23 protein-coding genes and 7 pseudogenes are annotated in these 25,371 nt (G+C 69.4%); 21 read left to right on the plus strand and 9 right to left on the minus strand.

Going from position 1 to position 25,371, the window contains the following annotated elements:
- Positions 1-203 precede the first annotated feature (203 nt).
- The 7 genes from HUV60_RS29740 to HUV60_RS29770 all read left to right on the plus strand — a co-directional run bounded on the left by HUV60_RS29740 (position 204) and on the right by HUV60_RS29770 (position 6,404).
- Positions 204-1,787, plus strand: coding sequence for an ATP-binding protein (locus tag HUV60_RS29740; RefSeq protein ID WP_257851361.1), 1,584 nt, complete (start codon positions 204-206; stop codon positions 1,785-1,787).
- Between the two features lie 44 nt (positions 1,788-1,831).
- Positions 1,832-1,996: a hypothetical protein gene (locus tag HUV60_RS29745; RefSeq protein ID WP_257851360.1), complete on the plus strand. Its 165-nt coding sequence runs from the start codon at positions 1,832-1,834 to the stop codon at positions 1,994-1,996.
- A 2-nt stretch (positions 1,997-1,998) separates the two neighbouring features.
- A complete protein-coding gene (locus HUV60_RS29750; protein ID WP_257851359.1) occupies positions 1,999-2,163 on the plus strand; it encodes a hypothetical protein in 165 nt (54 codons plus the stop codon).
- 203 nt (positions 2,164-2,366) lie between these two features.
- Positions 2,367-2,831 (plus strand): prevent-host-death protein, encoded by a 465-nt coding sequence (locus HUV60_RS29755; RefSeq protein WP_257851358.1) that lies wholly within the window; start codon positions 2,367-2,369, stop codon positions 2,829-2,831.
- A 2-nt stretch (positions 2,832-2,833) separates the two neighbouring features.
- Positions 2,834-3,184 carry a hypothetical protein gene (locus HUV60_RS29760; protein ID WP_257851357.1) on the plus strand — a complete coding sequence of 117 codons (351 nt, stop codon included), beginning with the start codon at positions 2,834-2,836 and terminating at the stop codon, positions 3,182-3,184.
- 502 nt (positions 3,185-3,686) lie between these two features.
- Positions 3,687-4,253, plus strand: coding sequence for a Uma2 family endonuclease (locus HUV60_RS29765; RefSeq protein WP_257851356.1), 567 nt, complete (start codon positions 3,687-3,689; stop codon positions 4,251-4,253).
- 855 nt (positions 4,254-5,108) lie between these two features.
- Positions 5,109-6,404 carry an ISAs1 family transposase gene (locus HUV60_RS29770; protein ID WP_257851355.1) on the plus strand — a complete coding sequence of 432 codons (1,296 nt, stop codon included), beginning with the start codon at positions 5,109-5,111 and terminating at the stop codon, positions 6,402-6,404.
- A 37-nt stretch (positions 6,405-6,441) separates the two neighbouring features.
- Here HUV60_RS29770 and HUV60_RS29775 read toward each other — a convergent pair.
- Positions 6,442-6,582 (minus strand): annotated as a pseudogene (locus HUV60_RS29775) (IS3-like element ISMyma3 family transposase); the annotation flags it as partial.
- Between the two features lie 222 nt (positions 6,583-6,804).
- Between HUV60_RS29775 and HUV60_RS29780 the strand changes: the two are divergent.
- Both HUV60_RS29780 and HUV60_RS29785 read left to right on the plus strand, forming a co-directional pair.
- The gene (locus HUV60_RS29780) at positions 6,805-7,185 is read left to right on the plus strand and encodes a hypothetical protein (protein ID WP_042169753.1); all 381 of its coding nucleotides are present in this window, start codon (positions 6,805-6,807) and stop codon (positions 7,183-7,185) included.
- Between the two features lie 278 nt (positions 7,186-7,463).
- Positions 7,464-8,751, plus strand: a pseudogene (locus HUV60_RS29785) (ISAs1 family transposase).
- Between the two features lie 103 nt (positions 8,752-8,854).
- Here the strand turns inward: HUV60_RS29785 and HUV60_RS29790 are convergent.
- Positions 8,855-10,246, minus strand: a complete 1,392-nt coding sequence (locus HUV60_RS29790) for an IS1380 family transposase (RefSeq protein ID WP_257851354.1) — start codon at positions 10,244-10,246, stop codon at positions 8,855-8,857.
- Between the two features lie 89 nt (positions 10,247-10,335).
- Here HUV60_RS29790 and HUV60_RS29795 point away from each other — a divergent pair, with 89 nt between their 5' ends.
- The 4 genes and pseudogenes from HUV60_RS29795 to HUV60_RS29810 all read left to right on the plus strand — a co-directional run bounded on the left by HUV60_RS29795 (position 10,336) and on the right by HUV60_RS29810 (position 14,518).
- Complete coding sequence (locus tag HUV60_RS29795) at positions 10,336-11,214, plus strand: class I SAM-dependent methyltransferase (RefSeq protein ID WP_257851353.1); 879 nt, start codon at positions 10,336-10,338, stop codon at positions 11,212-11,214.
- A gap of 175 nt (positions 11,215-11,389) precedes the next feature.
- Positions 11,390-12,178, plus strand: a complete 789-nt coding sequence (locus tag HUV60_RS29800) for a HEAT repeat domain-containing protein (protein WP_257851781.1) — start codon at positions 11,390-11,392, stop codon at positions 12,176-12,178.
- A 76-nt stretch (positions 12,179-12,254) separates the two neighbouring features.
- Positions 12,255-13,252: pseudogene (locus HUV60_RS29805) on the plus strand (IS5 family transposase).
- Positions 13,253-13,375: 123 nt separating this feature from the next.
- Entirely contained in the window at positions 13,376-14,518 is a 1,143-nt protein-coding gene (locus HUV60_RS29810; RefSeq protein WP_257851352.1) for a Fic family protein, read from the plus strand.
- Between the two features lie 59 nt (positions 14,519-14,577).
- On the opposite strand, the pseudogene HUV60_RS29815 reads toward HUV60_RS29810, so the two are convergent.
- Positions 14,578-14,856, minus strand: a pseudogene (locus tag HUV60_RS29815) (transposase); the annotation flags it as partial.
- Positions 14,857-14,926: 70 nt separating this feature from the next.
- Here HUV60_RS29815 and HUV60_RS29820 point away from each other — a divergent pair.
- From HUV60_RS29820 to HUV60_RS29830, 3 genes and pseudogenes are all read left to right on the plus strand, one after another.
- Positions 14,927-16,143, plus strand: a protein-coding gene (locus HUV60_RS29820; protein ID WP_269441289.1) for an IS3 family transposase whose coding sequence is annotated in 2 segments (ribosomal slippage) — positions 14,927-15,236 and positions 15,236-16,143 — 1,218 coding nt in all. Because the reading frame shifts where the segments join, the coding sequence is not laid out codon by codon here.
- A 346-nt stretch (positions 16,144-16,489) separates the two neighbouring features.
- Positions 16,490-16,684, plus strand: a pseudogene (locus HUV60_RS34125) (histidine kinase dimerization/phospho-acceptor domain-containing protein); the annotation flags it as partial.
- A gap of 146 nt (positions 16,685-16,830) precedes the next feature.
- Positions 16,831-17,256 (plus strand): annotated as a pseudogene (locus HUV60_RS29830) (sensor histidine kinase); the annotation flags it as partial.
- 16 nt (positions 17,257-17,272) lie between these two features.
- On the opposite strand, the gene HUV60_RS29835 reads toward HUV60_RS29830, so the two are convergent.
- Positions 17,273-17,761: a MarR family winged helix-turn-helix transcriptional regulator gene (locus HUV60_RS29835; protein WP_257851349.1), complete on the minus strand. Its 489-nt coding sequence runs from the start codon at positions 17,759-17,761 to the stop codon at positions 17,273-17,275.
- 302 nt (positions 17,762-18,063) lie between these two features.
- Here HUV60_RS29835 and HUV60_RS29840 point away from each other — a divergent pair, with 302 nt between their 5' ends.
- Together HUV60_RS29840 and HUV60_RS29845 are read left to right on the plus strand one after the other, a co-directional pair.
- Positions 18,064-19,317, plus strand: a complete 1,254-nt coding sequence (locus HUV60_RS29840; protein WP_257851347.1) for an amidase family protein — start codon at positions 18,064-18,066, stop codon at positions 19,315-19,317.
- A 248-nt stretch (positions 19,318-19,565) separates the two neighbouring features.
- Positions 19,566-20,606 (plus strand): ParB and winged helix-turn-helix domain-containing protein, encoded by a 1,041-nt coding sequence (locus tag HUV60_RS29845; RefSeq protein ID WP_257851346.1) that lies wholly within the window; start codon positions 19,566-19,568, stop codon positions 20,604-20,606.
- Here HUV60_RS29845 and HUV60_RS29850 read toward each other — a convergent pair.
- From HUV60_RS29850 to HUV60_RS29860, 3 genes are all read right to left on the minus strand, one after another.
- Positions 20,600-21,742, minus strand: coding sequence for an FAD-dependent monooxygenase (locus HUV60_RS29850; RefSeq protein ID WP_257851344.1), 1,143 nt, complete (start codon positions 21,740-21,742; stop codon positions 20,600-20,602). The genes HUV60_RS29845 and HUV60_RS29850 overlap by 7 nt on opposite strands.
- Positions 21,739-22,329 (minus strand): hypothetical protein, encoded by a 591-nt coding sequence (locus HUV60_RS29855; protein WP_257851341.1) that lies wholly within the window; start codon positions 22,327-22,329, stop codon positions 21,739-21,741. The genes HUV60_RS29850 and HUV60_RS29855 overlap by 4 nt, the downstream gene beginning before the upstream one ends.
- Before the next feature lie 85 nt (positions 22,330-22,414).
- Positions 22,415-22,894 carry a carboxymuconolactone decarboxylase family protein gene (locus tag HUV60_RS29860; protein ID WP_257851339.1) on the minus strand — a complete coding sequence of 160 codons (480 nt, stop codon included), beginning with the start codon at positions 22,892-22,894 and terminating at the stop codon, positions 22,415-22,417.
- 155 nt (positions 22,895-23,049) lie between these two features.
- Here HUV60_RS29860 and HUV60_RS29865 point away from each other — a divergent pair, with 155 nt between their 5' ends.
- The 3 genes from HUV60_RS29865 to HUV60_RS29875 all read left to right on the plus strand — a co-directional run bounded on the left by HUV60_RS29865 (position 23,050) and on the right by HUV60_RS29875 (position 24,360).
- Positions 23,050-23,202, plus strand: a complete 153-nt coding sequence (locus HUV60_RS29865; protein WP_257851338.1) for a hypothetical protein — start codon at positions 23,050-23,052, stop codon at positions 23,200-23,202.
- A 211-nt stretch (positions 23,203-23,413) separates the two neighbouring features.
- Positions 23,414-24,127 (plus strand): IS5 family transposase, encoded by a 714-nt coding sequence (locus HUV60_RS29870; protein WP_257851337.1) that lies wholly within the window; start codon positions 23,414-23,416, stop codon positions 24,125-24,127.
- A complete protein-coding gene (locus tag HUV60_RS29875) occupies positions 24,124-24,360 on the plus strand; it encodes a transposase (RefSeq protein ID WP_257851336.1) in 237 nt (78 codons plus the stop codon). The genes HUV60_RS29870 and HUV60_RS29875 overlap by 4 nt, the downstream gene beginning before the upstream one ends.
- A gap of 7 nt (positions 24,361-24,367) precedes the next feature.
- On the opposite strand, the gene HUV60_RS29880 is transcribed toward HUV60_RS29875, so the two are convergent.
- Positions 24,368-24,910 carry a hypothetical protein gene (locus tag HUV60_RS29880; protein ID WP_257851335.1) on the minus strand — a complete coding sequence of 181 codons (543 nt, stop codon included), beginning with the start codon at positions 24,908-24,910 and terminating at the stop codon, positions 24,368-24,370.
- A gap of 132 nt (positions 24,911-25,042) precedes the next feature.
- Positions 25,043-25,339, minus strand: a pseudogene (locus HUV60_RS29885) (IS5/IS1182 family transposase); the annotation flags it as partial.
- Positions 25,340-25,371: the final 32 nt, after the last annotated feature.

The following is a 25,371-nucleotide window of genomic DNA, read 5'->3' on the forward strand; positions in this document are numbered from 1 at the left end:
CGCATGCCCTGGCGGTCGCCGGAGGCGCTCCAGCGGTCACCGCACTCCAGCGGGCGCTGGCCGCGGTTCTGCGTCTGCCCGCCGGGTGATCCCCGCACCGGGGCACCGCTGCTCTGGCACTCGTGCCCGTACGGGGCGGTGTAGCCGGTGGTCGGGTGCACGGTCGCCTCAGGTCGTCGGTACCGTCGGCTAGCGTGCGCGGTATGCGCTACTTCAATACGGCCGGGCCGTGCGTCCCCACGCGTCACTACATGGTGTCGGCCCAGGAGCGGCTGCCCAGGGCCCGCGGGTACATCGAGCAGGGTCAGTACTTCGTGGTGCACGCGCCACGGCAGACCGGGAAGACGACGGTGCTGGCGGCGATGGCCCGGGAACTGACGGCCTCGGGCCGGTACGCGGCGCTGCACTTCTCGTGCGAGAGCGCGGAGGTGGCCGGTGAGGACTACGGCCAGGCCGAGCTGCTGGTGCTGGAGGCGATTCGGCGGTCCGCGGAGTCCGCCGGGCTTGCTGATGAGCTCGCGCCCTGCGTCTCCTGGCCCGACGCGGTGCCCGGGTCCCGGCTCACGCGGGGGCTGGCTGAGTGGGTGCGGAGCTGTCCGCGTCCGCTGGTGCTGTTCTTCGACGAGATCGACGCGCTGCGGGGGGAGAGCCTGCGCAGTGTGCTGCGTCAGTTGCGCGATGGCTTCACTGTCAGCCGTGGCGGGTTCCCGCATGCGGTGGTGCTGTGCGGGCTGCGGGATGTGCGTGACTACAAGGCGGCCTCGGGCGGGGATCCGGGGCGCCTTGGTACGTCGAGTCCTTTCAACATCAAGGTGGCGTCGCTGCGGTTGGGCGACTTCGCCGAGGCCGAGGTCGCCGAGCTGTACGGGCAGCACTCCACGCAGACGGGGCAGGATTTCACGGTGGATGCGCTGGAGCGTGCCTTCAGCTTTACCCAGGGACAGCCGTGGCTGGTCAACGCGCTGGCCCGGGAGGTCGTCGAGGAGATGGGGGTGCCGTCGGACACGCCGATCACGGCCGAGCACATGGAGGAGGCGAAGGAGCGGCTGATCCTGGCGCGTGCGACGCATCTGGACTCGCTGGCCGCCAGGTTGGGCGAGGACCGGGTGCGGCGGGTGATCCAGCCGGTGATCGCGGGCGAGCTGCTCCTGCCGACGGACACGTACGACGACGATCTGGCATACGTGCGCGACCTGGGGCTGGTCGCTCCGGACGCGCCGGTGCGGGTGGCCAATCCGATCTACCAGGAGGTCATCGTCCGGGTCCTGGGAAACAACACGGAGAGCCAGGTCGTCGACGCCCCGAGCAGCTTCCGGCTCCCGGACGGCCGGATCGACATGGACAAGCTGCTGTGCTCCTTCGCCGAGTTCTGGCGGGAGAACGGCGAGATCCTGGCCACCGCCTCGACCTACCCGGAGGCCGCAGCACAGCTGGTGATGATGGCCTACCTGCACCGGATCGTGAACGGGGCGGGTTTCATCGACCGGGAGTACGGGGTCGGCCGGCGGCGCGTGGACCTGCTGGTCCGTCAGCCGTACACCGCTGCCGACGGTTCTCGGGCGGTGCAGCGCGAGGCGCTGGAGCTGAAGGTGTGGCGCCAGGGCCGCACCGACCCCCTCGCCGAGGGGCTGGCACAGCTGGACGACTACCTGGACCGCATGGAGCTGTCCACGGGCACCCTCGTCGTCTTCGACACCCGCCCGCAGGCAGCCCCGGTCCACGAGCGCACCGCCTTCTCGCAGCAGACCACGCCCTCCGGACGCACCGTCACCCTGCTACGTGCCTGACGGCCGGGAGACCCCAGCCAGGAGCGCCCCCGGATCTTCCTCCCGTGGCCGTGTTCCCGGAGCAGCACGGGTTCGGTGCGGGAGCCGAGACCTTCGGCGCCCTGCACCGGCCGGGGCGCCGTCCGGGGTTCGCCTTCGAGCTCGGCTACGAGGTCCATGACAGGACGGTCCGGGTGGTTCAGACCTCCCCGCTAGCTCTCCCGAGCTGACCATGAGTACCTCATTGGGCCGGCCGGTCCGTGCGGCCCGCGCGATGTGGGCGCAGCATCTGCCCGATCACGTCTTCGGCTACCAGGCCCATGCCCCCTGGACCAGCGAGTTCGAGCAGCACCGCCGCTTCGCCGCCCGTCGCATCGTGCCAAGGCGTCTCGCCTGACGATGTCAGGCAGGGGGCGCAAGGCAAGCAGCTCTGTAAGTGCGCTCCCCATCTCGACGATCGACCGGCTGTGAGTTCGGGTCTGACTCAAGCATCAAGGAAGGCTGAGATCTGACTTCGGACCGCATCCGGAGGCCGAATCTGGCGCACGCACTCCGCGGCCTCCACTGGACTTCCGAATACGTTCCGAATACTATGGATCCATGACCATCGCAGCAGACCTCCCCGCGGCGACTCGGCGCTCCTCGGACCTGAGTAAGCGCTCCGCCGAGGTCTTCGCCGAGGCCGAGGACCACCCCGTGACGGTGACCCGGCGCGACGGCGAGGCTCTGGTCCTGATGTCACAGCGCGAGGCCGAGGGCCGTGCCCGCTTGCTGAACTTTGCCGCGCAGCTCATCACCGTCACCCTCGACGACCGCGGCTCGCTCGCCGAGCGGATGTCCAAGGCCTTCCCTTGGATGCTCGCGCTGTCGCCGGCCGACCGGGAGTCCTGCGCGCAGGACCTCGTCGATGCGGCGCGCGCGTCGTTCGCCACCGACCAGCCGCACCTCGCGATCGCAGAGCTGACCTCCTGGAAGGAGACGGCCACGGCCGTCGCGGCCGGGCTCAGCAGCGGCAGCGCCGGTCTGGAGTGGCTCGACGACGATGAGACCGTGGAGCGTCCCTAACCGTGGCGGCCGCCAGGAAGGGCGAGCTGGTTCCTCGCCCTCCGAAGAAGATCGAGTACGAGATCCGCTTCGCCACAGCCGACGCGCAGAAGGGTTGGCGCGACCTCGTCGCGACGATCCGCAACCCCATGACGGAGACCTGGGACTTCCTCACGCGGACGCCACTGTCCACGACGCCGACGAACTATCGGCTCAAGGGTGAGCTCGGCGTCATCGGGCGTGGCGGCGCGACCCATGAGCGGTGGCAGCACACACCGACTGCGAAGGGCACCGCGCGCATCTGGTTCTACGTCCACGAGCGCACGGTCTTCCTGGAGCAGGTGCACACGAGCCACCCGAACGAGACGAAGTAGGCCAGCTTCGCAGCGTCGCGCATCGTCGGTGAGCGCGCATCTGAGTGGGATGATCGCTGTGTGACTGCCGCGGCTGGGCACTTTGAATTCACCCGAGGGTGGCGCGGCCTTGGGAAGGGGCGACTCGACCTCCCGATCACTCCGCGGATGGGAAGCCTCTGCGTGAAGCGGCTTCGCCAGCTTGAGATCTTGAGATACGGAGCGGGCGAGAACAGCGCCAGCCTGTGCCGTTCGGAAAGCCGTCGTCGCAGGTGGCATCGGTGACGGGTCATCGGCTGGCAGCATGTCCGGGTGATCATGTCCTTGCTGTACAAGGTGACCCGAAAGTTGCTCTGCTTCCCCTCGATGCTGCTCCGCGGGGATGCGGCGAGATGGGCGCTTGGGGGCGACGACCGGTTGGCCGCGACTCCCAGCGTGTCTCGGAGCCCTGTGTCAACATCCGCTTGGTTGGTGGTGCCCGGCCCGTACGATGGCGGTATCTCGGGATGAGCAGGGAGGTGCGATGACCGCGATGTATCCGGAGTATGCGCAGTGGCTGCGCCAGGTGCGCAGCTCGATGAAGCTGCCCAAGGCGGTCAAGCTGCTGTTCGACCAGGGGCGCCTGTACATGTCGCCGGTGACGGAGGCGCACAGCGAGGCGGATGATTCGATCCGGTTGCAGCTGGCGGAGCAGTTGGGAGGGGAGTCCGGTCTGCACGTCACGCGGGACAAGGGCGTACTGCCGGAGAGGGACGGTTACACGCCCGAGCCCGATGTGCTGGTGGTCGACGCAGGTGCGCTTGGTCCGGGTGATGCCTTCGTCGACCAGAAGCATGTTCACTTCGTGGCCGAGAGCGTGTCCCGCTCGACGGTCGGGCAGGACTATGGGCGCAAGCTCAACCAGTATGCGGCGCGCGGGATTCCCACGTACCTGATCGTCGATGTGTTGACCGGGGAGTGTGTGCTCTACCAGGCGCCGAAGGGCGACGAGTACACCTCGGCGGTGCCCTACCGGTTCGGTGAGGAGATCGATTTTTCCCTCGCGGGAGTTGCGGTGACAGTGCGCACCGACTTCAAGAAGATCCGCTGAAGCCGCTTCTTCCCGGCCTTGATCCGGTGCGGTTCCCCGGCCCTGCTGGTTGGCTGGGGCCGCCGGCCCCGGCACCGCGCCGGTGTCACGTATCCCACGCTCCTCCGTTCGGCGGACCGGGCGGTTTCCGTAGCGTCCACTCGCGCTGTCCGATCGCATGCCCGGGAACCCGTGGCAAGCTGCCCCCGCCCCCAAGGCCACCGCTCGTATCTCGACCTCGCTGGTCGTGTGCGGTGGCGCTGAGTATGACTTCGATGGTGTGGGTGCGGTCCGGTACGAACTCCGGTCCGGGCGGCGTGCCAACGGCGCCGGTGCAGAGGGAGCCGTGAGCGCCGCGGCGACGACTTCGTGAGGCCCGCACACCATCCCACCTCACCTGCACGCTTCACGATGCATGGGCCGCACTGCTGGCTCGACGCACCGACACTCGCTGACAGTGGGGTGGCCCGGCCGAGCCTGCCGCCGGGCCACCCCGCGGCAACTGATCCGTCCGCCCCGGGTAGAGCCCAGAGTCCCGGCGTCGCATACTCAGGTTCACCAGTCGGGGCGAGCGATATCGGGGGAATAGTGCACGGTCGGAACAACCCCCTCCCGCCAGTATTGCTCGACTTTCGTCGTTCTGACCAACTGCCATGCCAAGTCTGCGCTGGCTGCGGCTGCCCGGGGTGTGTCAATTTAACGGCTGGTCTTGGTTGTTGAGGTTCAGTTGTTGGCCGGGGTGAGCCGCAGGGCCCCGGCGAGTGTCGGGAACATCCTGTTCTGGGGTGTTGATCTGGAGGGTGGGCCCGGGAAGCAGGTGAACACGGCACCTGTGGATCATGGAGTTCTCTACGCTTCAAGATCCACGAAGGTGCCGTGTTCGTTCCTCCATCATCCCCTGTCGCTGCCCCCGCTTGCGCGGTGCCCCGCCTGGAAGCCCTCGGCGAGGGAGCCGCCAAGGACCAAGTCCACTGCCTGGTCGCCGAGTTCGAGTCGGTCACCGATCCGAGAGGGGCGCGCGGGGTGCGCTACCGGCTCTCCTCGCTGCTGGCCCTGATGGTCTGCGCTATGACCCCGTCCGGACACGACTCGATCACCGCGGCGGCGGAGTGGTGCCGACGCGCGACGCCGGAGGAACTGGCCGCCTTCGGCCTGCCCTACCATCCGCTCCTCGGCCGCTACCGGGTGCCGAGTGAGAAGACTCTGCGCAGTGTCCTGGGACGCCTGGATCCCGGCGAGATCAGCGCGGCGGCCTATGGCTACCTTCGGCCCTTGCTGTCCCCACGGCCCCGCCGGCCGGAACCGGTCATGCCCGACGGCGGCACCGAGCGTGAACAGCGCCGGGCCCACCGGACAGCCGCCCACGCCGATCCGGTACGCATCCGGCGGCGGGCGATCGCGGTGGACGGCAAGTGCCTGCGCGGCGCCCGCCGCCCGGACGGCAGCCGGGTCTTCGTCCTGTCCGCCGTCCGTCACGGCGACGGCGTCACGCTCGCCTCCCGCGAGATCGGCGCGAAGACCAACGAAATCCCCGAGTTCGCCCCTCTCCTCGACGGAATCGACGACGCAGATCTCGCGGGGACGATCGTCACCGCCGATGCACTCCATGCCCCACGCGACCACGCCACCTACCTGCACGAACGCGGCGCTCACTACCTGCTGACCATCAAGAACAACCAACGCGCACAAGCCCGTCAGCTCCACGCCCTGCCCTGGAAGAAGATCCCCGTGATCCACCGTGACGACGCCCGGGGCCACGGCCGACACGAGCAGCGGCTCGTGCAGGTCGTCACCGTCGACGGCCTGCTCTTCCCGCACGCGGCCCAGGTCCTGCGCATCCAGCGCAGACGCCGCCTCTACGGCGCGAAGAAGTGGTCCAGCGAGACCGTCTACGCCATCACCGACCTGCCCGCCGAGGAAGCGAACGCCGCCGAGATCGCGTCCTGGGCTCGCGGGCACTGGACCGTGGAAAACACCGTCCACTGGTGCCGCGATGTCACCTTCAACGAGGACAAGTCCCAGGTCAGGACCCACAACGCGCCCGCCGTACTCGCAGCCCTCCGCGACCTGATCCGCAGCACACTCAAGCTCGCGGGTTACATCAACACCGCCGCCGGACGACGAGCCCACACCGAACGCCCCCGCGTCCTCGCCCTCTACGGCATCACATGATCAAACCGGACGATCCAGGCACTCGCCGGGGCCCTGGGGTCTCGGCCGAGCCGATCCCGAGTTTCTGGGCGACCGCCCTCAAGGCGGCCGACTCGTTCGGATAGTCATTACGGACCTCGGCGACCATACGGACCGCTCGTTTGCGCAGCTCAGGGGGATAGGAGGAGGGGCGTGCCATGACTCAATCCTTACATGGAATCGAGTCTCCACCGAACCCGGAACGGTTCACACACCGTAGAGGCGGTCCGCCTGCAAGAACCCGCCGACCATATGCGCCCTCTATTCACCTCATCGAGTTATTTACGTTGATTCCTCCACCTATCTGCTGATTGGTGCCCTGATGATGTCCGACGAGAGAACCCCGTTTCCTGGGGTCCTCCATGGACGAAAGGACATACGCATGCGAGGCAAGCAGGCGATCGGTGCGGGCATTCTGACGCTGGCCCTGGTATCCGGAGCCGGGTGGGCGGCCCAGGCCACCCCCAGTGAGTCCGCCACCGGCCAGGCCACAGCGGCCAAGGCACCGGCACGGGCCGCGGCCGTGGACGGCTATCAGATCGTCCGGCTCCCCAACGCCGACGTGCCCAACTTCCAGCGCCGGACCGTCTACTGCCCGGCGGGTAAGCAGGTCATCGGCGGCGGCGCCGAAGCCCAGGGCAACGGCGCAATCCTGGTCGGCAGTTTCCCCACGGACGACGGTCGCGGCTGGATCGCACTCGGCCGCCAGGACGGCTACTCCACCGTCGGCATCAGTGTGTACGCGATCTGCGCCAACCCCTGACCGGCAGACCCTGAGAAGCCATCCGCTTACCACTCGGCAGACTTGACCAGTCGAGCACGGTTCCTGATCGGGTGATCTCTCGGAGGCCAGGGCATAACGGCAGGGCCTCCTGGTAGCTCGGGGTTGCGATCCCAACCAGGCAGCACCACAGGGCCCCGGCGTTTGCCCGGATCGCCCCGGCCTGGGCCGGTTGATCATGCTGGCGGGCCCCGGAAGCAGATGAACACGGCACCTGTGGATCATGGAGTTCTCTACGCTGCAAGATCCACGAAGGTGCCGTGTTCGTTCCTCCATCATCCCCTGCCGTCGTTCCCGTCTCTCCGGCGCCCCGCCTGGAGGCCCTCGGCTCGGATGCTGCGCGAGGCCAAGTCCGCGGCCCGGTTGCCGAGTTCGAGCCGGTCACCGATCCTCGCGGGGCGTGCGGGGTGCGCTACCGGGTCTCCTCGCTGCTGGCCCTGGTGGTCTGTGCGATGACCCCGGCGGGCCATGACTCCATCACCGCGGCGGCGGAGTGGTGCCGACGTGCGACGCCGGAGGAACTGGCCGCTTTCGGTCTGCCCTACCATCCGTTGCGCGGCCGCTACCGGATCCCGAGCGAGAAAACCTTGCGCACCGTTCTGGGGCGGCTCGATCCCGGTGAGGTCAGCGCGGCCGGCTACGACCACCTGCGGCCCCTGCTGTCCCACTCTCCCGAGCCGCTCATGCCCGACGGCGGCATCGAACGCGAACAGCGCCGCGCCCACCGGGCGGCCGCCCGCGCCGAACCGGTGCGCTCCCGGCGCCGGGCGATCGCGGTGGACGGCAAGTGCCTGCGCGGCGCGAGGCGCCCGGACGGCAGCCGGGTCTTCGTGCTCTCCGCCGTCCGGCACGGCGACGGCATCACCCTCGCCTCCCGCGAGATCGGCGCGAAGACCAACGAGATCCCCGAGTTCCAACCCCTCCTCGACCAGATCGACGACGCGGACCTCCAGGGGGCGGTCGTGACCGCCGATGCCCTCCACGCCCCACGCGACCACGCCACCTACCTGCACGAACGCGGCGCGCACCACCTGCTGACCATCAAGAACAACCAGCGCGGCCAAGCCCGTCAACTCCACTCCCTGCCCTGGAAGAAGATCCCCGTCATCCACCGCGACGACGCCCGCGGCCACGGCCGCCACGAACAGCGTCTCGTCCAGGCCGTCACCGTCAACGGCCTGCTCTTCCCCCACGCGGCCCAGGTCCTGCGCATCCAGCGCAGACGCCGTCTCTACAGGGGCGAAGAAGTGGTCCAGCGAGACCGTCTACGCCATCACCGACCTGCCCGCCGAGGAGGCGAGTGCCGCCGAGATCGCGTCCTGGGCTCGCGGGCACTGGACGGTGGAGAACACCGTCCACTGGTGTCGGGATGTGACCTTCAACGAGGACAAGTCCCAGGTCAGGACCCACAACACGCCCTCGGTCCTCGCCGCCGTCCGCGACCTGGTCCGCGGTGCGCTCAAGCTTGCCGGGTACGTCAACACCGCCGCCGGACGCCGAGCCCACACCGAACGCACCCTCGTCCTCAGCCTCTACGGCATCACATGATCAAACCGGACGACCCGGGCAAACGCCGGGGCCCTGGGGTCGGGGGTGTGGTGGTGTCGCCCAGGGCCAGTGTGGCCGTCGGTGTGCTCGGGGTGTAGGTCGGTCAGCCGAGTGCGGGTGGGCGGTGGACGGCCACGAACAGGCCCTGGTAAGCGTCACGCCGGGGCCAGTTGACGGGCAGGTGGGCGGTCAGCTTGATCCTCGCGGTGCGGGCCAGGCGGGCGGGGACGTGGGCGAGGTGGGCGCGGAGGGTGGCGGTGGTGGCCTTGGCGTGGAAGACGGAGGTCAGGGAGCCGGCGGCCCGCAGCAGGTTGTGCGACATCGTCCACAGGGTCAGCCAGGCGGCGTTCGCCTGGAAGTGACCGGAGGGCAGGTGGGCGGGGGCGGAGGATTTTCCGTCGGCGATCGCCTGCTCGACGATCGCGTGCTGCCGGTGGTGCAGTTCTGCTTCCAGCATGCCGAAAGGGCTGTCGGCGAAGATGGGGTGGTAGCGCCAGGAGTCGAACAACTCGCCCTGCCCGGAAGGTGTGTGGGGGTTCAGGCGTCGTACCTTGCGCACGATGAGGCGGGCTGTGACCTGTTCGTTCTTCCTGCGGCCGGTGAACGTGGTGTACTCGATCTCGGCGACCTCGGCATCCGAGATCATCTCGCCGGTGTCGGGATCCACGAAGGCGTCGGGGTATCGGATCGGTGTCCAGGCGTCGTCGTCGATGCGGCCGATCGCGGTGGCGTTGGACGGGTTCATGCCCGTGGTCAGGGAGAAGTGGGCGCCGGCGGTGCGGCAGGCGGCGGCCACATCGGCGGTGTAGAACTTGCTGTCCGCGCGGACCATCCGGATGCCCGTCCCGCCGGACTCGCGGGCGATGGTCAGGGCCTGGGCCACGAAGCTCTTCGCGCCGCGGACGTCTGCGGCCTTGCCGCGGCGCAGGCGGACCGCGCCGATCACGGGCCGGGCGAGCGGGGTGGACAAGGTGGCCACGATGGGGTGCAGGGTGCGTTGTCCCTTGAGGCGGCCGTGCTCGGCGCCCTGCTTCGCGTAGCCGTGGACCCGGCGGTGGGTGGGGTCGATGTCGATGAACATGAGCTCGCCCGCGCCGGGCAGCAGCGGGGTGTGCCGGGCCGGGGAGGCCAGAAACTCGCGGTGAACCCGGTTGAGTTGCTGGTTGTGGCCATGGGTGAAGGGCCGCGGGAAGGTGCCGGGGGTCGACGGGGCGCGTATGCCGGTGAAGGCCCTCGCCATCGCGCCGTGCCGCAGCCGGTCGGCATCATCGATGGAGTCGGCACCGGCGCACATCGCGCCCAGCAGCGACATCACCTTGGCCGCCGCGTGCGCGCCACCGCTGTTGTCGGCGCCCTCGATGCGAACGCCGGCAGCGAGCTCGGGCAGCCCGGCCCGCTCGGCGAGCGCGACCAGCGGCGGCAGCCCCGCGTCAGCGATCAGATTCGGCTCGTCGAAGAGCGCGGAGACATGGACGGCGGCATGGGAAGATCGCATCTTGGAAGAGCCTTGTCATCGTGCGTGCTGGAAGCCTCAAGAACTCCCATCATTGCAGCTCACAAGGCTCTTCCTCGTTCCCGGAGAAGTTGTCCACAGATGTCAGCCGGTGGATCCGGGATCAGAACCCCAGGCTGAACGACGACGGACTCGAGTTCTACTACCGGGACTTCTACGACGGTCTCGGCGAAGAGAACATGAACAAAATCTTCGCGACAAAGCGCGCCGGGCACGACGGGCGGACCCGCATGGTCGCCGCCCACGTCAAGCCCAAGCAGTGGCTCGACGTCGGCACGGGACACGGGCACTTCCTGGCCGACGCCAAGAGGATGCTGCCGGACATCGAGTTCGACGGGCTCGACCGGACCGACGGAGTGCTGATAGCCCAGCAGAAGTGCAGGCTCCGCAAGGCGTACCAGGGCAGCTTCGTCGACCTGGCCCCCGGGTTCGCCGCCGAGTACGACGTGATCAGCATGTACCACTACCTGGAACACACCGCGGACCCCAAGGCGGAGATGGCCGCCGCGGCGGCGGCCCTGCCCTCGGGCGGGTACCTGGCCATCGAGCTGCCCGACCCGGAGTGCGCCTGGGCCAAGCTCCTCGGCAAGTGGTGGATCTCCTGGCTGCAGCCCCAGCACCTGCACATGATCCCGATCGCGAACCTGCGCGCCGAGCTGAAGTCCCTGGGGCTGACCGTCGTCTCCGAGCAGCGGGCCGAACCGCACAACGGGCAGGACGTCGTCAGTGCCGCGGTCCTGGCGATCAATGCCGGGCTGATCGGCGGGGAGGACCTGGCGTGGCGACCGGCCCCACCGACCCGCGCCCGTGCGCTGCTGCGCAAGATCACCTTCAACGCGAGCGTGCCGGTGCTGGCGCTGGCCTATCTGGTGGACCGGGTCTCCGCGGCGGTCGGAGGCGGTCGCGGTCTGTCGAACACGTACCGGGTGCTCGCCCGCAAGGCATCCTGACGGGGCGAGGGGTGGCCGGGCGGCCGGCCACCCTCGCCCCTCCGTACGCTCACCCAGTGTGCCGAACCTGTCACCCGGCATGTCGACCGCGTCGAGTCCAAGCCGGTGACCAGCAGCTTTCCGATTTCGCCGGGTGCGGGCTTGACCTTGACACCGTGACAACCTTTCTACTGTGGTGCAGGAGGTGGTCCCGATCAACACGACCAACGTGACCGCGCAGCACACCCGCTTGATCAACGCTCTGGGTGCCGGGGACTCTTCGGTCCGGCTTCAGGCGGCCCTGGCGGCCGGCTCGAACCCCGACCCCGTCTTCCTGGAGACCCTCGTCGAGCGGTGCGCGGTCGAGCCCGACTTCTTCGTGCGAGACATGCTCTCCTGGGCGCTGATCCGCCTCTCGCCGGAGATCACCCTGCCCCGCATCCGCAAGGAGCTGGACTCCGAGCGCAATCAGGCCCGCAGTCAGGCGCTGCACACGCTGTCCAAGATCAACGACAAGAGCACATGGGCCTGGATCACCCGCGACATGCCGCGCGACGCCGACGACGAGGTCGCACGGACCGCGTGGCGCGTGGCGGTCGTCCTCGTACCGGAGGACGAGAGGAAGGCCCTGGCCGAGGAGTTGGTCCTGCAACTCGGCCGCGGCGACCGCAGCGTGCAGCTGAGCTTGAGCCGGGCCTTCGTCGACCTCGGTGAGGTGATCAAGCCCGTCCTGGAGAAGGCCGCAACCCACCCGGACCCGGACGTGGCGGCGCACGCCCGTGCCACCGAACTGCTCCGCAAGAACCCGGAGACCGGCTTCGACGCGGCGATCGAAGAGGCGAAGCGCATGGTCAGGCTCGGCCCGGACCGCGCGGCCGAGGCCGAGGCGGCCATCCGGGCGGGGGAGACCCCGGAGTCCGCGGCGGCGGCCGAGCAGACCGAGCCGGCCGAGCAGACCCGGGCCGCCGAGTCCGCTGAGAACTAGGTCCTGTCTGAGATTCAGATCATGAGTTAGGTGGATCGCCTGCGCGCGGAGGCTCGGTCTTGATAGGTCATGAGTCATGGCGCGAGGCGATCTCACCGATGAGCAGTGGTCCCTGGTTGAACCCCATCTCCCGTATGCCGCGGTCGGGCCCATCCCTGATCTGCGAAAGTACTTCAACGCGGCGATGTGGCGGTTCCGCACCGGGGCTCCCTGGCGTGATCTGCCGACCGAGTTTGGGCCCTGGCAGAGTGCGTACGACCGCTTCCGGATCTGGGCGAAGCGGGGCATCTTCCAGCAGGTGATGGAAGCGATGATCGCCGAGGCTGCCGCCCGTGACCAGGTTGACATGGGTCTGGTCAGCGTGGACTCGGCAACCTCCCGCGCTCACCACCATGCCGCCGGGATGGTCCTCGATCCCGAGCAGCCGGCGGCCCTTGAGGCCGCCGCCGAAGCGGAAAAGGGGGCGGCAAGGAGGGACAACAGCCGCAGGACGGACAAGGTGATGCCCAAGGCGAAGACGAGGCACGCACCGAGCGGCGACGGATCCGCAGACGGCGCCGGGCCCGGTTGAAAGCCGCTGAACTGGGACGTTCCCGAGGCGGGCTGACCAGCAAGATCCATGTTGCGGCCGATCGCCGGTGCCGGCCGCTGGTGTTCGTCCTCACCCCTGGACAGGCGGGTGACAGCCCGCAGTTCACCGCGGTCCTCAAGCGGATTAAGGTCCGCGGCCCCGTCGGACGCCCCCGGACCCGGCCGGACGCCGTGGCCGGGGACAAGGCGTACTCCTCCCGGAAGAACCGCCGCTACCTACGCATACGCGGGATCAAGGCGGTCATTCCGGAGAAGGCCGACCAAGCCGCGAACCGCAAGAAGCGCGGCAGCGCCGGCGGCCGACCCATCTCCCACGACGCCGAGCTGTACAAGGACCGCAACACCGTGGAGCGCTGTATCAACCGGCTCCGCAACTGGCGTGGCATCGCCACCCGCTATGACAAAACCCCGCAGAGCTACGAAGCCGGACTCCATCTCTGCGGCGCGATGCTCTGGATCCGCAGCATCACACCGCACTCATGATCCGAATCCCAGACAGGACCTAGGCGCGAAGAACACGCCCGCGCGGCGTCCGAAGTCCCGACCGCTGCCGTCGGCATGCCCAGCCAGCCATGCGGAATGATAGATAACTGGTATCATTGACTCATGCTGTATAGGACTCCCACCCTCGACGCTTCAGACCTCAAGGTCCTGCACGAGGTGGACGGCCTGCGCGTGCAACTGCGTGACGCGGTGCAGCAGGCGCCGATGAAGTGGACGCAGGATCTGCGCAAGGCGCTGACCGCGAGCGCGATCGCGGCGTCGAACACGATCGAGGGCTATCAAGTCGACGCGAAGGACGTCGCGGACCTGATGGACGGCGAGCGTGAGGTCGACGCCAGCGAAGAGAACAAGGCGGAGACCCTCGCATACCAGCAGGCGATGACGTACATCCAGTCACTCCACGACGTCACCGACTTCCGGTACAGCAAGGAGTTGCTCAACGCGCTGCACTGGATGCTCCAGGGCCACCACCACCCGCTGCGCACCGCCGGGCAGTGGCGCAAGACGTCGATCCGGATCACCGCGCCCGGCGACGAGCTCGCCACCGACTACGACGGCCCCGACCAAGAGCTCGTGCCGGGCCTGATGGCCGAGCTCGTGGACTGGCTCAACGACGGCGACACCGAAGGGCACGTCCTGATCCGTGCGGCGATGGCCCACCTGAACCTCGTGAAGATCCACCCATGGTCCGACGGGAACGGCCGTATGTCCCGCTCCCTGCAGACCCTGCTGATCGCCCGCGGCGGTGTCCTCGCGCCCGAGTTCTCCTCGATCGAGGAGTGGCTCGGGATGCCCGGCAACACCTGGGAGTACTACAAGGTGCTGCGGGAGGTCGGCGGGCCGGTGTACTCGCCCGAACGCGACACCCTGCCCTGGATCAAGTTCAACCTGCGCGCCTACCACGAGCAGGCCCAGCGAGTGCAGCACCGGGTCGACCGCTCGAACCGGGTCTGGATCGAGCTGATGGAGCACGCCGAGGGGCACGGGATCAGCGAGCGGCAGGTCACGGCCCTCCACGAGGTGGCCATGGTCGGCCGGGTACGCCGCTCACGCTACGAGCGGCAGGAAGCGATCAACACCCAGCAGGCCACGCGGGACCTGCAGGCGTTGACAAAGGCCGGCGTGCTGACCGCGATCGGACAGACAAAAGGTCGCCACTACGTCGCGGGCCCCCGCTTCCCGGGGAACGTCATGGCGACCGCCCGACGCCCGCACCGCATCATCAACCCCTACGCGAACACCTAGAAGACTCATGAAGATCTTGCTGAGGGGGCGTCCGGCCGTAGGCCGGGCGGCCCCTCGGTCTATGCGGTGGCCGGGTTGATCGTCCAGGTTCCGTTGGTTCGGGTGAGTCCGAGGTTGATCAGTCGGCGGAGGTTGAGGGCGGCTGCTCGGGTGTGGAGCCAGGTGTCGTTCTTGATGGTGCCGCGGTAGCGGAGTTTGCGGTTGCCGTGCTGGACGAGCCAGGCGACGGCGCGTTCGACCGGTGGTCTGAAGCGGCGGTAGTCGGCCTGCCAGTCGGGATCGGTGGCGGCCTGGTGGCGGGCAGCGGCGAGCAGGTCGTGGTGCGGGCGGATGGTCAGGGGGCTTCACCCCGGATCGTAGACACCTTGGACACTGGACCTTGAGGGTCCAGAGGAAGAGATGTCACTGATGGTGATGAAGGTGTACTCGGCGGAGTTCAAGACGGATGCTGTCGCGCTGTACCTGTCGGACCCGAAGAATACGTTCGAGGGCGTGGGCAAGGACCTGGGGATCAGCCGGGAGACGCTGCGCAACTGGGTGCGCACCGAGCGGGGCCGCAAGGGCCACACGGCGGGCACCAGCGGCTCGCCGCGGGCGGCACAGACTGCCGAGGTAACCTCCGACGATGTGCTGATAGAAGAGAACAAGCAGCTCAGGGCCCGGATCAGGGAGCTGGAAACCGAACGGGAGATCCTGCGGAGGGCCGCGAAGTATTTCGTCGGCGAGACCAACTGGTGAGCCGTTTCCAGTTCGTTGATGATCATCGAGGCGCGTTCGGCGTCAAACGGCTGTGCCGGGTCCTGGAGGTCTCCAGGTCCGGGTTCTACCGGTGGCTGAAGGCCGCCCCGGCCCGCCTGGCGCGAGCCCGGGACGATGCCCGCCTCGCGCGGCGGATCCGGGAGATCCACAAGGAGTCCGACGGCACCTACGGCATCCCGCGCATCACCGCCGAGCTGAAGGCCGCCGGGAGCGACGTCAACCACAAGCGCGTCGAGCGGGTGATGCGCCGCATCGGCCTCCAGGGCGTGCACCTGCGCAAGAAGGTCCGCACCACGATCCCCGAGCCGGAAGCGGCCCCGGTGCCGGACCTGCTGCGGCGCGACTTCACCGCCGACGAACCGAACACCGGGTACGTCGGCGACATCACGTATCTGCCCATCGGCGATGGTCAATTCCTCTATCTCGCAACGGTGTTGGACCTGCATTCCAGGCGGCTCGCGGGCTGGTCGATCGCCGACCACATGCGCACCGAGCTGGTCACCGACGCGCTCGAAGCCGCCGCCCGCACCCGGGGCGGCAGCCTCGACGGGGCGGTCTTCCACAGCGACAACGGCGCGCAATACGCGTCGAAGGAGTTCGCGAAGGTGTGCCGCCGGCTCGGTGTGACCCGCTCGCGCGGCGCGGTCGGCACCAGCGCGGACAACGCCGCCGCGGAGAGCTTCAACGCAACCCTGAAAAGAGAGACCCTGCAAGGGAAGAGGCACTGGTCAGGAGCACGCGAGGCCCGCCTCGCGGTGTTCCGGTGGGTCACCCGCTACAACACGCGACGCAGGCACTCGGGGCTTGGCTACATCAGCCCGATCGCCTTCGAACAGCGATCAGCTACGCTGGCCTCTGCCGCATAGCAAACGGTGTCCACGCTTCAGGGGAAGCCCCCCTGGACGAACTGCGCAGGGCCCTGGCCTGATGAATGAGGTGCCTGCCGGCTGGAGGATCGTCCGGCTGGCCGACGTGCTGAGCGAACCAATGGTCAACGGCCGGTCCCCGCGCCCCGGCGAGGGCGGACTGCCCGTACTGCGCATGCCGGCGCTGCGGGCAGCGACCGTGGACTTCACCCAGTCCAAGAGCAGCGACCGCAGACGACGGCGGCCGTCGGCCGCGGCGGGCAGTGTGTTCGATGCCGACGAGGAAGTCGGCGGGGATCTTGCCGCGGTGGACTGGGCCGGGACTCACCTCGGGCCGCAGAGTCTGCAGCTGGACCGGGCGAAAACCACCTTCTTCTCCAGCATCAGCCACGAGTTCCGGACCCCGCTCACCCTGATCATGGGGCCGGTGGAAGAGCTCCGCACGCGGTTCGACGGGGGCGACTCCCGGGCGCCCGACGAACTGGAGGCCTTCCACCGCAACGGCCTCCGACCGGGCAAGCTCGTCAACAGCCTGCTGGACTTCTCCGACTCTGCTGCTCAATTCGGCGAGCGATCACGTGCCATGCTTTCAGGGCTCGGCCGCGCCCGGCCTGCCTGCATCTGCGACGCGCTCTGAAGGCCGTATCGGCACGGCGTCATCACGCCGGGTAATTGCGCAGCAGAGTCTTCTCCCGTATCAAAGTCGGCCGGATACAGGCCAGATACGAGCCGGTTGACCTGTCGGCGGTCACCGCCGAGTTGGCCAGTGTCTTCCGCTCCGCGGTGGCCAGGGCCGGTCTTGCCTTCGAGGTCGACTGCCCCTCGCTGGACCAGCCGGTGCACATGGATCGGAGCATGTGGGAGAAGGTCGTCCTCAACCTGCTCAGCAACGCGCTGAAGTTCACCTTCGAGGGTTCCGTCCGCGTCTCGGTCCGCGCCGATGGCGGTCATGCGGTGCTCACGGTCGCCGACACCGGCATCGGGGTGCCCGCCGAGGAGATGCCCAGGCTGTTCGAACGCTTCCACCGGATCGAGACCGCCCGCTCCCGGTCCAACGAGGGCAGCGGTATCGGCCTGGCTCTGGTCAGGGAGCTCGTGGGACTGCACGGCGGCTGTCCCGGATACCCCATCAGGGCAGTGGCGCCCCGGCTGGCCGCGTGTCTTGCCCCTCGAGGTGGTGAAGGGCGGTGTCGAGAAGCTGTTCGAGGGCGGCCGCGGTGTCGTCTGGCAGCCGGTCGTGCAGCCTGGAGTGCTCGGCCGTGGCCGCCGCCAGCACTGACCGCGCGAGCGCCTCGCCCTCGGAGGTGAGCTGCACCCACGTGCTACGGCCGTCGTGGACGTCCGCCTCCCGGTTGACGTACCCCGCTTGTGCCAGCCGGAGGATGACGTTGCTGGTGCCGCCGGAGGACAGCCCGCAGGTCGTGGAGAGGCTGGTCGGCCTCAGCCGGTGGTCCGGGGTGCCGAAGAGGGTCAGCAGCACGTCCGCGTCGGCTGTTGTCAGGCCGGCGTCGGATGCGGCATGGCGGGTGGCCGCGTTCACCACCTGCGCCAGGCGGGCAGCCTTCTGGGCCAGCCGGGTCAGCGGAATCACGTGTCCGGCCGGGGCGGTGTTGTCCATCTCTCTCCTTCCGTGCCACGAAACAGCGCAGTCGCGCGTGCGCACCGCACCGACTCACTACAGCACCGCGCCGCCAGGGTGGAACGGCGGTCGGCCACTGGCACGGCTCCGGCGAACGGGAGGCAGGGCTGCCGGACGCGTCGGCACGGCGCACGACGGGCGTGCCGCGAGCTGTCGAGCGCACATCCGCCCGCGAGCGGGACGGCCGAGCCGCGCAACGACCGATTGATGGTCGTCGCATCCCGAGATATTGTCTCACTGGAAAGCTTTATCAAAAGGCTTTGACGGGGGAGGGAAGGGGCATGGCTTTACCGGAGGACCTTCGCCGGCTGGACGAGCATGCGCAGTTGTACCTCTTATGCGGCGGGCATTTGACCCGCAATGGGTTACTCTACGGGGCTGTCGAGAGCAACGAGGACGTCGACGGACGACTGGGAGCCATCGTCGCCGCCGCCTTCGACCGGGCCCTGGACGAGGCCGACCGGCCGGACTCCGACCCCGCCGAGCGCGGACCTCGGCACGAAGTGCCGGTGCTCGTCACCAACCTGACCGCCGCCCTGCAGGAAACGACCATGGGCTCGCGCTTCCCGAGCGGTTTCGTCCTGGACCAGGGCAGTGAGTCGAGAGACCGGTTCCGGGCCGCGGAGCTGCAGCTGCGCGGCAGGACGAGGACCGCCGAGTCAGACATACTGCCTGCCATCGAGCCCGAGTTGCAGGGCCCGACCGTCGAGCTGTGGGATCCTCGGCTCGGCGCCGGCGGCTCGGAAGGCGGCGCCGCTGCCGCTGTGGCGGCCGGCCTGGGGCCCGTGGCACACGCCTACGGCGCCGACGGCCTCCTCCCCGTCCCCGCCTCCACCTGCGCCTTGTTCGGGCTCACGCCTCCCGCGCCCGCACCCCGCTGGGTCATGCCGTGGGCGACCTGGCGCGAAGCAGCCGGACGGCCGGGGCGCCCCCACCCTACGGCGCTGCGTCGGCTGCACCTGCGCATGAGGCCAGACGTTCTTCGACCGCTGTCCCGGCACGACCATCGAGCAGGCCTGCAAGAAACGCAGGGGCTTCTCGGCGGACCGCGGTCGCATCATCGGGATCGGGTCCCTGGCCGGCCCCGGCGGCACCGGGCAGGGAATGGTGTGGCTCATGCCGGTCGGCGCCTGGGGGATGCAGATGCAGTACCTCCTGTGCACGGTCACGTCCCGGCTGCGCGTCCTGGCCGCACGAGCCGCTGCATCGGCTCGACATTGAGTGCACCCTGCTCGGCGACGTCGGCCCCGAGTGCCAGTACCAGTACCGGGCAGAACGCGCGGCGTGGGGCACGTACGACGGCCAGTCCCCCGGGGCCGGGTTCATCGAACCGCGGATCGCGGCCCCGCCGCTCGGTGGGCGGGCCGCGTGGTAAGCCCTCTTCCAGCCCGTGGGGGAGCTGCTCACCGGTACCGCGGCCCCGCAGGAGGCGGTCAGCCGTGCGAGCCGTTGCACGCGTGCTCCTCCGCCACGCGGAATCCGACCGCACGCCGGCCCAGGTCCCCGACGCCGACGGCGGCTCCGCCTCCTTCTGAGACAACTACCGCCGGCCCGGTGCCGGGCATCCTCGTCGCCCGCATCGCAGGGGAGACCGAGCCCTGCGGACCGGTCGGCAGCAGCTGAGCTGCGCCGGCCCGCCGCCGCCGAGTGTCCGAGAAACACGTAACCGGTGGGCGACTGAGCGTTTCGCGCTGTTGCCCACCGTACGACGCCGCGGCCGTCGCACCCCATGAGCGCCAGACGGGCGGCCCGGTACGAGCTGTCAGGAAAGGTCACGCAGACCATGAACACGGTCAGGTCCACGAGGGTGCCCGGCAAGGCGAGTCATCCTGAACCGCTGTCGGCGCCGCGGCTCACCGCAGTGCGTCTCGTGCCCGTCGCGGCGCTGCGGGAGGGCGACTCCCCGCGCGCCTGCACCGACAACCCCGAGCACCTGCAGATGCTCGCCGCGGCGGAGAGCTCGTTGCCCCCGATCGTCGTGCACCGCGCCACCATGCGCGTCATCGACGGCATGCACCGTCTCAGGGCTGCGGTGCTGCGCGGACGGACCGAGATCGAGGTCCAGTTCTTCGACGGCAGCGAGGAGGACGCCTTCGTGTTCGCCGTCGAGAGCAACACCCGGCACGGGCTTGCGCTGACGTTCGCCGAGCGCTCCGCCGCCGCCGTCCGCATCCTGCGCTCGCACCCCCACTGGGCGGACCGGGCGATCGCCTCGGTGACGGGGCTCTCCGCCCACACGGTGACCGGTTTGCGGCGTGGCGGAGCTGTCGACCGGGAGGCGTCACCGCCGGTTCGGCTCGGCCGGGACGGCCGTGTGCGTCCTCTGAACACGGCGCATGGCCGACGCGAGGCGGGACGGCTGCTGATGTCCTCCCCGGACGTGTCCTTGCGGGAGATCGCCCGGCGGACCGGGATCTCCCCGGCCACGGTCCGGGACGTACGCGACAGGGTGCTGCGTGGCTTGGATCCGGTGCCGGAGCGGATGCGCGCCGACGCGCGCCCGGTCCGCCCGGCACCTCGGCAGCTCCCGCAGCGGGAGACGCCGGCCCGTGGCGCGGCGCCGGCCCCGGACCGGGATCTGACGGCCGTCTACCAGAACCTGTGCCAGGACCCGGCCCTGCGGCACAGTGAGAAGGGCCGTCTGCTGCTGCGCCTGCTGAGCGCCCTGGCACTGCCCGTCACGGAGTGGCGGAGCATCGCCGATGAGGTGCCCGCGCACCGGGCCGGGGCGGTGGCCGACCTCGCCACGGAGTACGCCAGGCTCTGGCGGGAGTTCGCGGACCGCGCCCGGGCGGGCGCCCCGGACTCGCCGGCCGCTCAGTAGCCCACGGCGCGGATGCGCGGACCGTACGGCGCCGCGTCGAGCCAGTGGCCGGCGCGCGACCAGAGGGGGGATGCGGTCGCCGCAGCCCACTGGAGCCAGCGTTGCCCGCGCCGGGCCGCCAGCAGGTGTTCGAGGGCCGCGCCCGCCGCGTGTACGTTGGCCTCCGCTGCCGCGCGCCGGACCCGTGCGTACTGCTCGACGCTGCCCGCGCGCACCGCGCGCGCGGCGGCGACGGCGTCGCTGATGCCGGAGTTCATGCCGCGTGCGCCGAACGGCGGCAGCAGGTGGGCGGCCTCGCCCGCCAGGAGGATGCGCCGGTGGGCGTCGGTGAAGCGGGCCGCGAGGCGCTGCTGGAAGCGGTAGACCGAAGACCAGGTGATCCGCGGGTCGGGGACCTCGGGAAGCACCCGGGGCAGCCACAGGTGCGCCTGGGCGACGAGCTGCCGGCCGTCATCCCCGTGAAGGCACTGGACGTCGACGCGCCACCCGCCCCGGAACGGCACGAGGAGGACGTTGCGCCCTCCGACGCCAGGGTGTCGGTAGTGGAACACCCGCTCGGCGAGGTCCGGCCGGATGCTGTCGGCGACGTCGACGACGACGAACTCGGTCGTCGAGGTCGAGCCCTCCAGGGCGATGCCCGCCTGCGTGCGCAGCCTGGACCGGGCCCCGTCCGCCGCGATGACATGACCGACGTCGTGGGTCGCGCCGCATTCCGTCCGCAGCCGGACCCCGTCCGGCGTGCTCTCCACGTCGCGTACGAGATCGCCCCAGACCGACCGGATGCCCGCCGCGTCGCAGGCTCGGCGCAGCAGGTCCTCGACCACGGTCTGCGGCAGGCTGGTGAACGGCACGGCCGCGGTGGCGCCGTAGGAGTGGACGTGGACCTGACGGCCGGCCCACAGGGTTCGTTTGGTGCGCCACACCAGCCCTTGGGCGCAGACCCTGTCACCCAGGCCGCGGCTGATGCGGTCGAAATGGTCGAGCGTGGCGCGGTGCACGAAGATTGCCCGGCTGCCGGGGCGCACGGCGGTGCGCGGCTGCGCTTCCAGCAGGACGGGGTCCAGACCGAGGGAGTGGGCGGCGAGCGCGGCGGTCAGGCCGACGGGCCCGGCGCCGACTACGGCGACGGCGCTCATGACGCCGTCCTCAGCCGCCGCCGTCCCACGGCGGGGGCGCTGCCGGGCCCCTGCCCCGGCGACACGCCGACGGGGTTGAACGCCTCCGCCACGTGGAGGGGGAACTCGCCGTCCGGAGGCAGCAGATGGCTCCCGGCCACGGCGGGGAGGACGCCGCGGCGTCCGGGGCGCTCGGACCGCCGGGCAGTCGGCTGGGTCCGGCGGTGCGGGACGCCGCTCGCGGCGACGGACCGGCCCGGCGGAACAAGGCGGCTGGTGACGGCGGCGAGCGGCCCGTCGTTGCGCGGGAGCCGACCGATCACCACCGTGCGGGGTACCACCGTGCCCTCTGGCGCCGCCGGCTCGGTGCGGATGAGCCACGGCGGAGCCGGCGTCGGATGCAGCAGCCGGTGACCGCCGATACGGAGGGACGCCGGCGTCCGGGGCGGCACCTGCAGGCGCAGCGGGTGCCCATGGTGGTGCTCGGGGAGATCCGCCGTCATCCCCCGGTCGGGGTGCAGCCGGCGCGTCAGGGCGGCGGCGCAGTTGCGCGCGGGGACTGCGCGCAACTGCGGGCAGCCGACCGGCTGTTCCAGGTGAGCGGGCATGGCGTGAGATCTCTTCCGTCGGGAAGCGGAAGCGGGAAGCGGGAGGCCGAGGCCGCTCCGCGAGGGGCCTCGGCCACAGGAGGTGTCAGGAGGAGGGGCTGTAGTTGCCCGGGGCGCGCCGCTGGGCGATCGCGAGCCGGTTGTAACTGTTGATCGCCACGATGACGAACAGCAGGTGGGAGAGCTGCTCGTTGCCGAAGACCTTCTGTGTGCGCTGGAAGACGTCGTCCGGGATGTGACCGTCGTGGACGAGCGTGACGGCCTCGGTGAACTCCAGGGCGGCGCGCTCGCGTTCGGTGAAGAAGGGCGTCTCCTCCCACGCGCTGAGGGCGTAGATGCGCTGCTCCGTCTCGCCGGCGTTGCGCGCGTCGATGCTGTGCATGTCGATGCAGAAGGCGCAACCGTTGATCTGCGACGCGCGAATGCGGACGAGCTCGAGCAGCGCACTCTCCAGACCGGCCTGCTGGGCGGACTGAGCGGCCGTGGAGGCCAGGCGGTGCATGGCGGAGTAGGTGCGCTCGGAATGCGCGTTGCAATCCAGGCGCTGGCTGTTCTCGGTGGTCATAGCCGGGATCGTAGGAGCGGCTGTGATCGGGTGGCCAGTGCTCGCCTCCTGCAGTTGAACAGTCGGTTGTTCGCCATTTGACGCTTGACAGAAAGGTGTCTCACAGAAAAGGTAAATCGCGAGCAGGGCGGGGAGGCAGAACGCTGGCACGCCGCTTGCCTGTCTCAAGGGTCCGCTGCGCCCGCTCCCGGTTCCGCTGCGCCCGCCGGCAGGGCGATTCCCCCGACATCACCGACTCGTACCTCCTGTATCCGGCGCCGCGCCGCGCCCAGTACCCGTACGCCCGGCGCCTGGTGGCGCCGACCTGACGAAATGGCTGGACGTACATGACTGACCTGGCAAACGACCAGGGCTTGATCAAGTTCCGTGACTAGCTGTTTCTCAACCGTCGGGTGTTCGATGGGGTCCCGTACGGTGTCCTGGATCAGGTGACGGAGTCCGGGAGTGGGCATGAGGACGGGGCCCTGTTCATAGCGTGTCGGTTGTCTAAGCCAGCCACGCGAGGAACAAAGCCCCGTCATGCAGAACGCTACCGTCGTCCTGTCCGATCGTCCGTTGCCCGACCTGCGGTTCGCCGCGGAGTGTGACTGCCTCGCTCACTTGTACGGCAATGCCGGGGACCGGCCGCTGCGGGCCCGCGTCTACGCGACCGATCTGACGGACGAGGAATGGCAGATCGTCCGGCGGGTGATGCCTGTGCCGGGCTGGCTATGTGGCCGCGGGGGCAACCCGGAGGGTTTCTGCCACCGCGAAATGATCGATGCGGTGCGGTACTTCGTCGACAACGGCATCAAGTGGAGGGCGATGCCGGCCGACTTCCCGCCCTGGTCGGCCGTCTACGCATTCCAGCATCGCTGGCACACGGACGAGCTCCTGGACGTACTGCACGAGAGGCTGCGGGAGCAGGTACGCATCGTGGAAGGGCGGGACGATCCCGAGCCGAGTGCGGCGATCGTCGATTCCCAGTCCCTGCGCGGCGCCTCCACCCTGACCGGGGAGCGGCGCGGGTACGACGGGGCGAAGAAGGTGTCGGGTTCCAAGCGTCACATCGCCGTGGACTGTCTGGGTCTGCTGCTGGTGGTGATGGTCACCGCCGCGGACCTGCAGGACCGCGACGCGGGTGTGGCCCTCCTGGAACGGGTGCGTTCCCTTTTCACGCGGGTGCGTCTGGTGTGGGCCGACAGCGGCTATGCGGCGCCCTGGTGGATTGGGCCCTGCACGCCCTCGGCATGAAGGTCGAGGTGTCCCGCCGCGACGACAGAGCTGGCTTCGTGGTGATCCCGAGACGTTGGGTGGTCGAGCGCACGTTCGCCTGGCTGGTGAACTGCCGTCGCCTGGTGCGTGATTACGAGCGCACCGCCGCCGCCCACGAGAGCTACGTGAGGTGGGCCATGGTCACCCTCATGACCCGCCGCCTGGCCGCCGCGGACCACGAGGCGGCCGCCGGACGGGCCCGGCCGGTGTGAGCGCCCGTCATCCTGCCGCGGTGAACTCCCGGCCGTCGGCGCTGGTCAGCCAGTCCCGCTGGACGAGCCGCTTGAGCTGACAGCGCACACCCTCCTGCCGACTGCGGCCGGCCCCCTCACCGAACAATGCCTGGGCCACCTCCCGAGCCCGCACCGGTTCCCGCGCTTCCCTCACGAACTCGACGATCTTCGAGTAGAGGCCGGGCAGCCTGCTGGGATCGGAGTCCTCCTGCCGTTGCGGCACATACCGCGACTCACCTCCGGCTCCGGTTCCAGCGTCGGCACCTGCGCCGGCAGGGCTCTCCACCTCCGCGTCGGCCGGCGCCTCCCTGTTGTCGGACGGGCTGCGGGAAACAGCAGCCTCACCGGCATCACCGCGCAGTTCCTGTTCGACCTCGTCCCAGATCTCGCTGCCGATACGCCGGCGGGCGATCTCCCTGTCCACCTGGGCCGCTTCCTCCTCCAGAGCGGTGATCCGCTGCCGGAGCCCGACGGCACGGGCTTCGAAGGCGCGCAGTCGGCGCGTCATGACAGCGGCGGGCGTGGGCACAGCAGAACCTCCGGGCTCGGCAACGAAGACACCACCACCCTGCACACCCGCCCACGAAGATCACAAACCGCAAACATGCAGCTCAGACACCTGATCGGTTGAGAAACAGCTAGGTCCTGTCTGGGATTCCGATCATGAGTGCGGTGTGATGCTGCGGATCCAGAGCATCGCGCCGCAGAGATGGAGTCCGGCTTCGTAGCTCTGCGGGGTTTTGTCATAGCGGGTGGCGATGCCACGCCAGTTGCGGAGCCGGTTGATACAGCGCTCCACGGTGTTGCGGTCCTTGTACAGCTCGGCGTCGTGGGAGATGGGTCGGCCGCCGGCGCTGCCGCGCTTCTTGCGGTTCGCGGCTTGGTCGGCCTTCTCCGGAATGACCGCCTTGATCCCGCGTATGCGTAGGTAGCGGCGGTTCTTCCGGGAGGAGTACGCGGGGCTTGACCCCGGATCGTGGACACCGTTTG

It is taken from the genome of Streptomyces sp. KMM 9044, assembly GCF_024701375.2.
Taxonomy (GTDB): Bacteria; Actinomycetota; Actinomycetes; order Streptomycetales; family Streptomycetaceae; genus Streptomyces.

What these genes read in the sequence shown, in the direction of transcription:
- HUV60_RS29835 (WP_257851349.1), bottom strand. Translation starts at nt 17,761, where the DNA reads ATGGACAACACCGCCCCGGCCGGACACGTGATTCCGCTGACCCGGCTG.
- HUV60_RS29765 (WP_257851356.1), top strand. Translation starts at nt 3,687, where the DNA reads ATGACCGCGATGTATCCGGAGTATGCGCAGTGGCTGCGCCAGGTGCGC.
- HUV60_RS29875 (WP_257851336.1), top strand. Translation starts at nt 24,124, where the DNA reads ATGAAGGTCGAGGTGTCCCGCCGCGACGACAGAGCTGGCTTCGTGGTG.
- HUV60_RS29810 (WP_257851352.1), top strand. Translation starts at nt 13,376, where the DNA reads ATGCTGTATAGGACTCCCACCCTCGACGCTTCAGACCTCAAGGTCCTG.
- HUV60_RS29850 (WP_257851344.1), bottom strand. Translation starts at nt 21,742, where the DNA reads ATGAGCGCCGTCGCCGTAGTCGGCGCCGGGCCCGTCGGCCTGACCGCC.
- HUV60_RS29840 (WP_257851347.1), top strand. Translation starts at nt 18,064, where the DNA reads ATGGCTTTACCGGAGGACCTTCGCCGGCTGGACGAGCATGCGCAGTTG.
- HUV60_RS29860 (WP_257851339.1), bottom strand. Translation starts at nt 22,894, where the DNA reads ATGACCACCGAGAACAGCCAGCGCCTGGATTGCAACGCGCATTCCGAG.
- HUV60_RS29755 (WP_257851358.1), top strand. Translation starts at nt 2,367, where the DNA reads ATGACCATCGCAGCAGACCTCCCCGCGGCGACTCGGCGCTCCTCGGAC.
- HUV60_RS29780 (WP_042169753.1), top strand. Translation starts at nt 6,805, where the DNA reads ATGCGAGGCAAGCAGGCGATCGGTGCGGGCATTCTGACGCTGGCCCTG.
- HUV60_RS29855 (WP_257851341.1), bottom strand. Translation starts at nt 22,329, where the DNA reads ATGCCCGCTCACCTGGAACAGCCGGTCGGCTGCCCGCAGTTGCGCGCA.
- HUV60_RS29740 (WP_257851361.1), top strand. Translation starts at nt 204, where the DNA reads ATGCGCTACTTCAATACGGCCGGGCCGTGCGTCCCCACGCGTCACTAC.
- HUV60_RS29790 (WP_257851354.1), bottom strand. Translation starts at nt 10,246, where the DNA reads ATGCGATCTTCCCATGCCGCCGTCCATGTCTCCGCGCTCTTCGACGAG.
- HUV60_RS29870 (WP_257851337.1), top strand. Translation starts at nt 23,414, where the DNA reads ATGCAGAACGCTACCGTCGTCCTGTCCGATCGTCCGTTGCCCGACCTG.
- HUV60_RS29845 (WP_257851346.1), top strand. Translation starts at nt 19,566, where the DNA reads ATGAACACGGTCAGGTCCACGAGGGTGCCCGGCAAGGCGAGTCATCCT.
- HUV60_RS29750 (WP_257851359.1), top strand. Translation starts at nt 1,999, where the DNA reads ATGAGTACCTCATTGGGCCGGCCGGTCCGTGCGGCCCGCGCGATGTGG.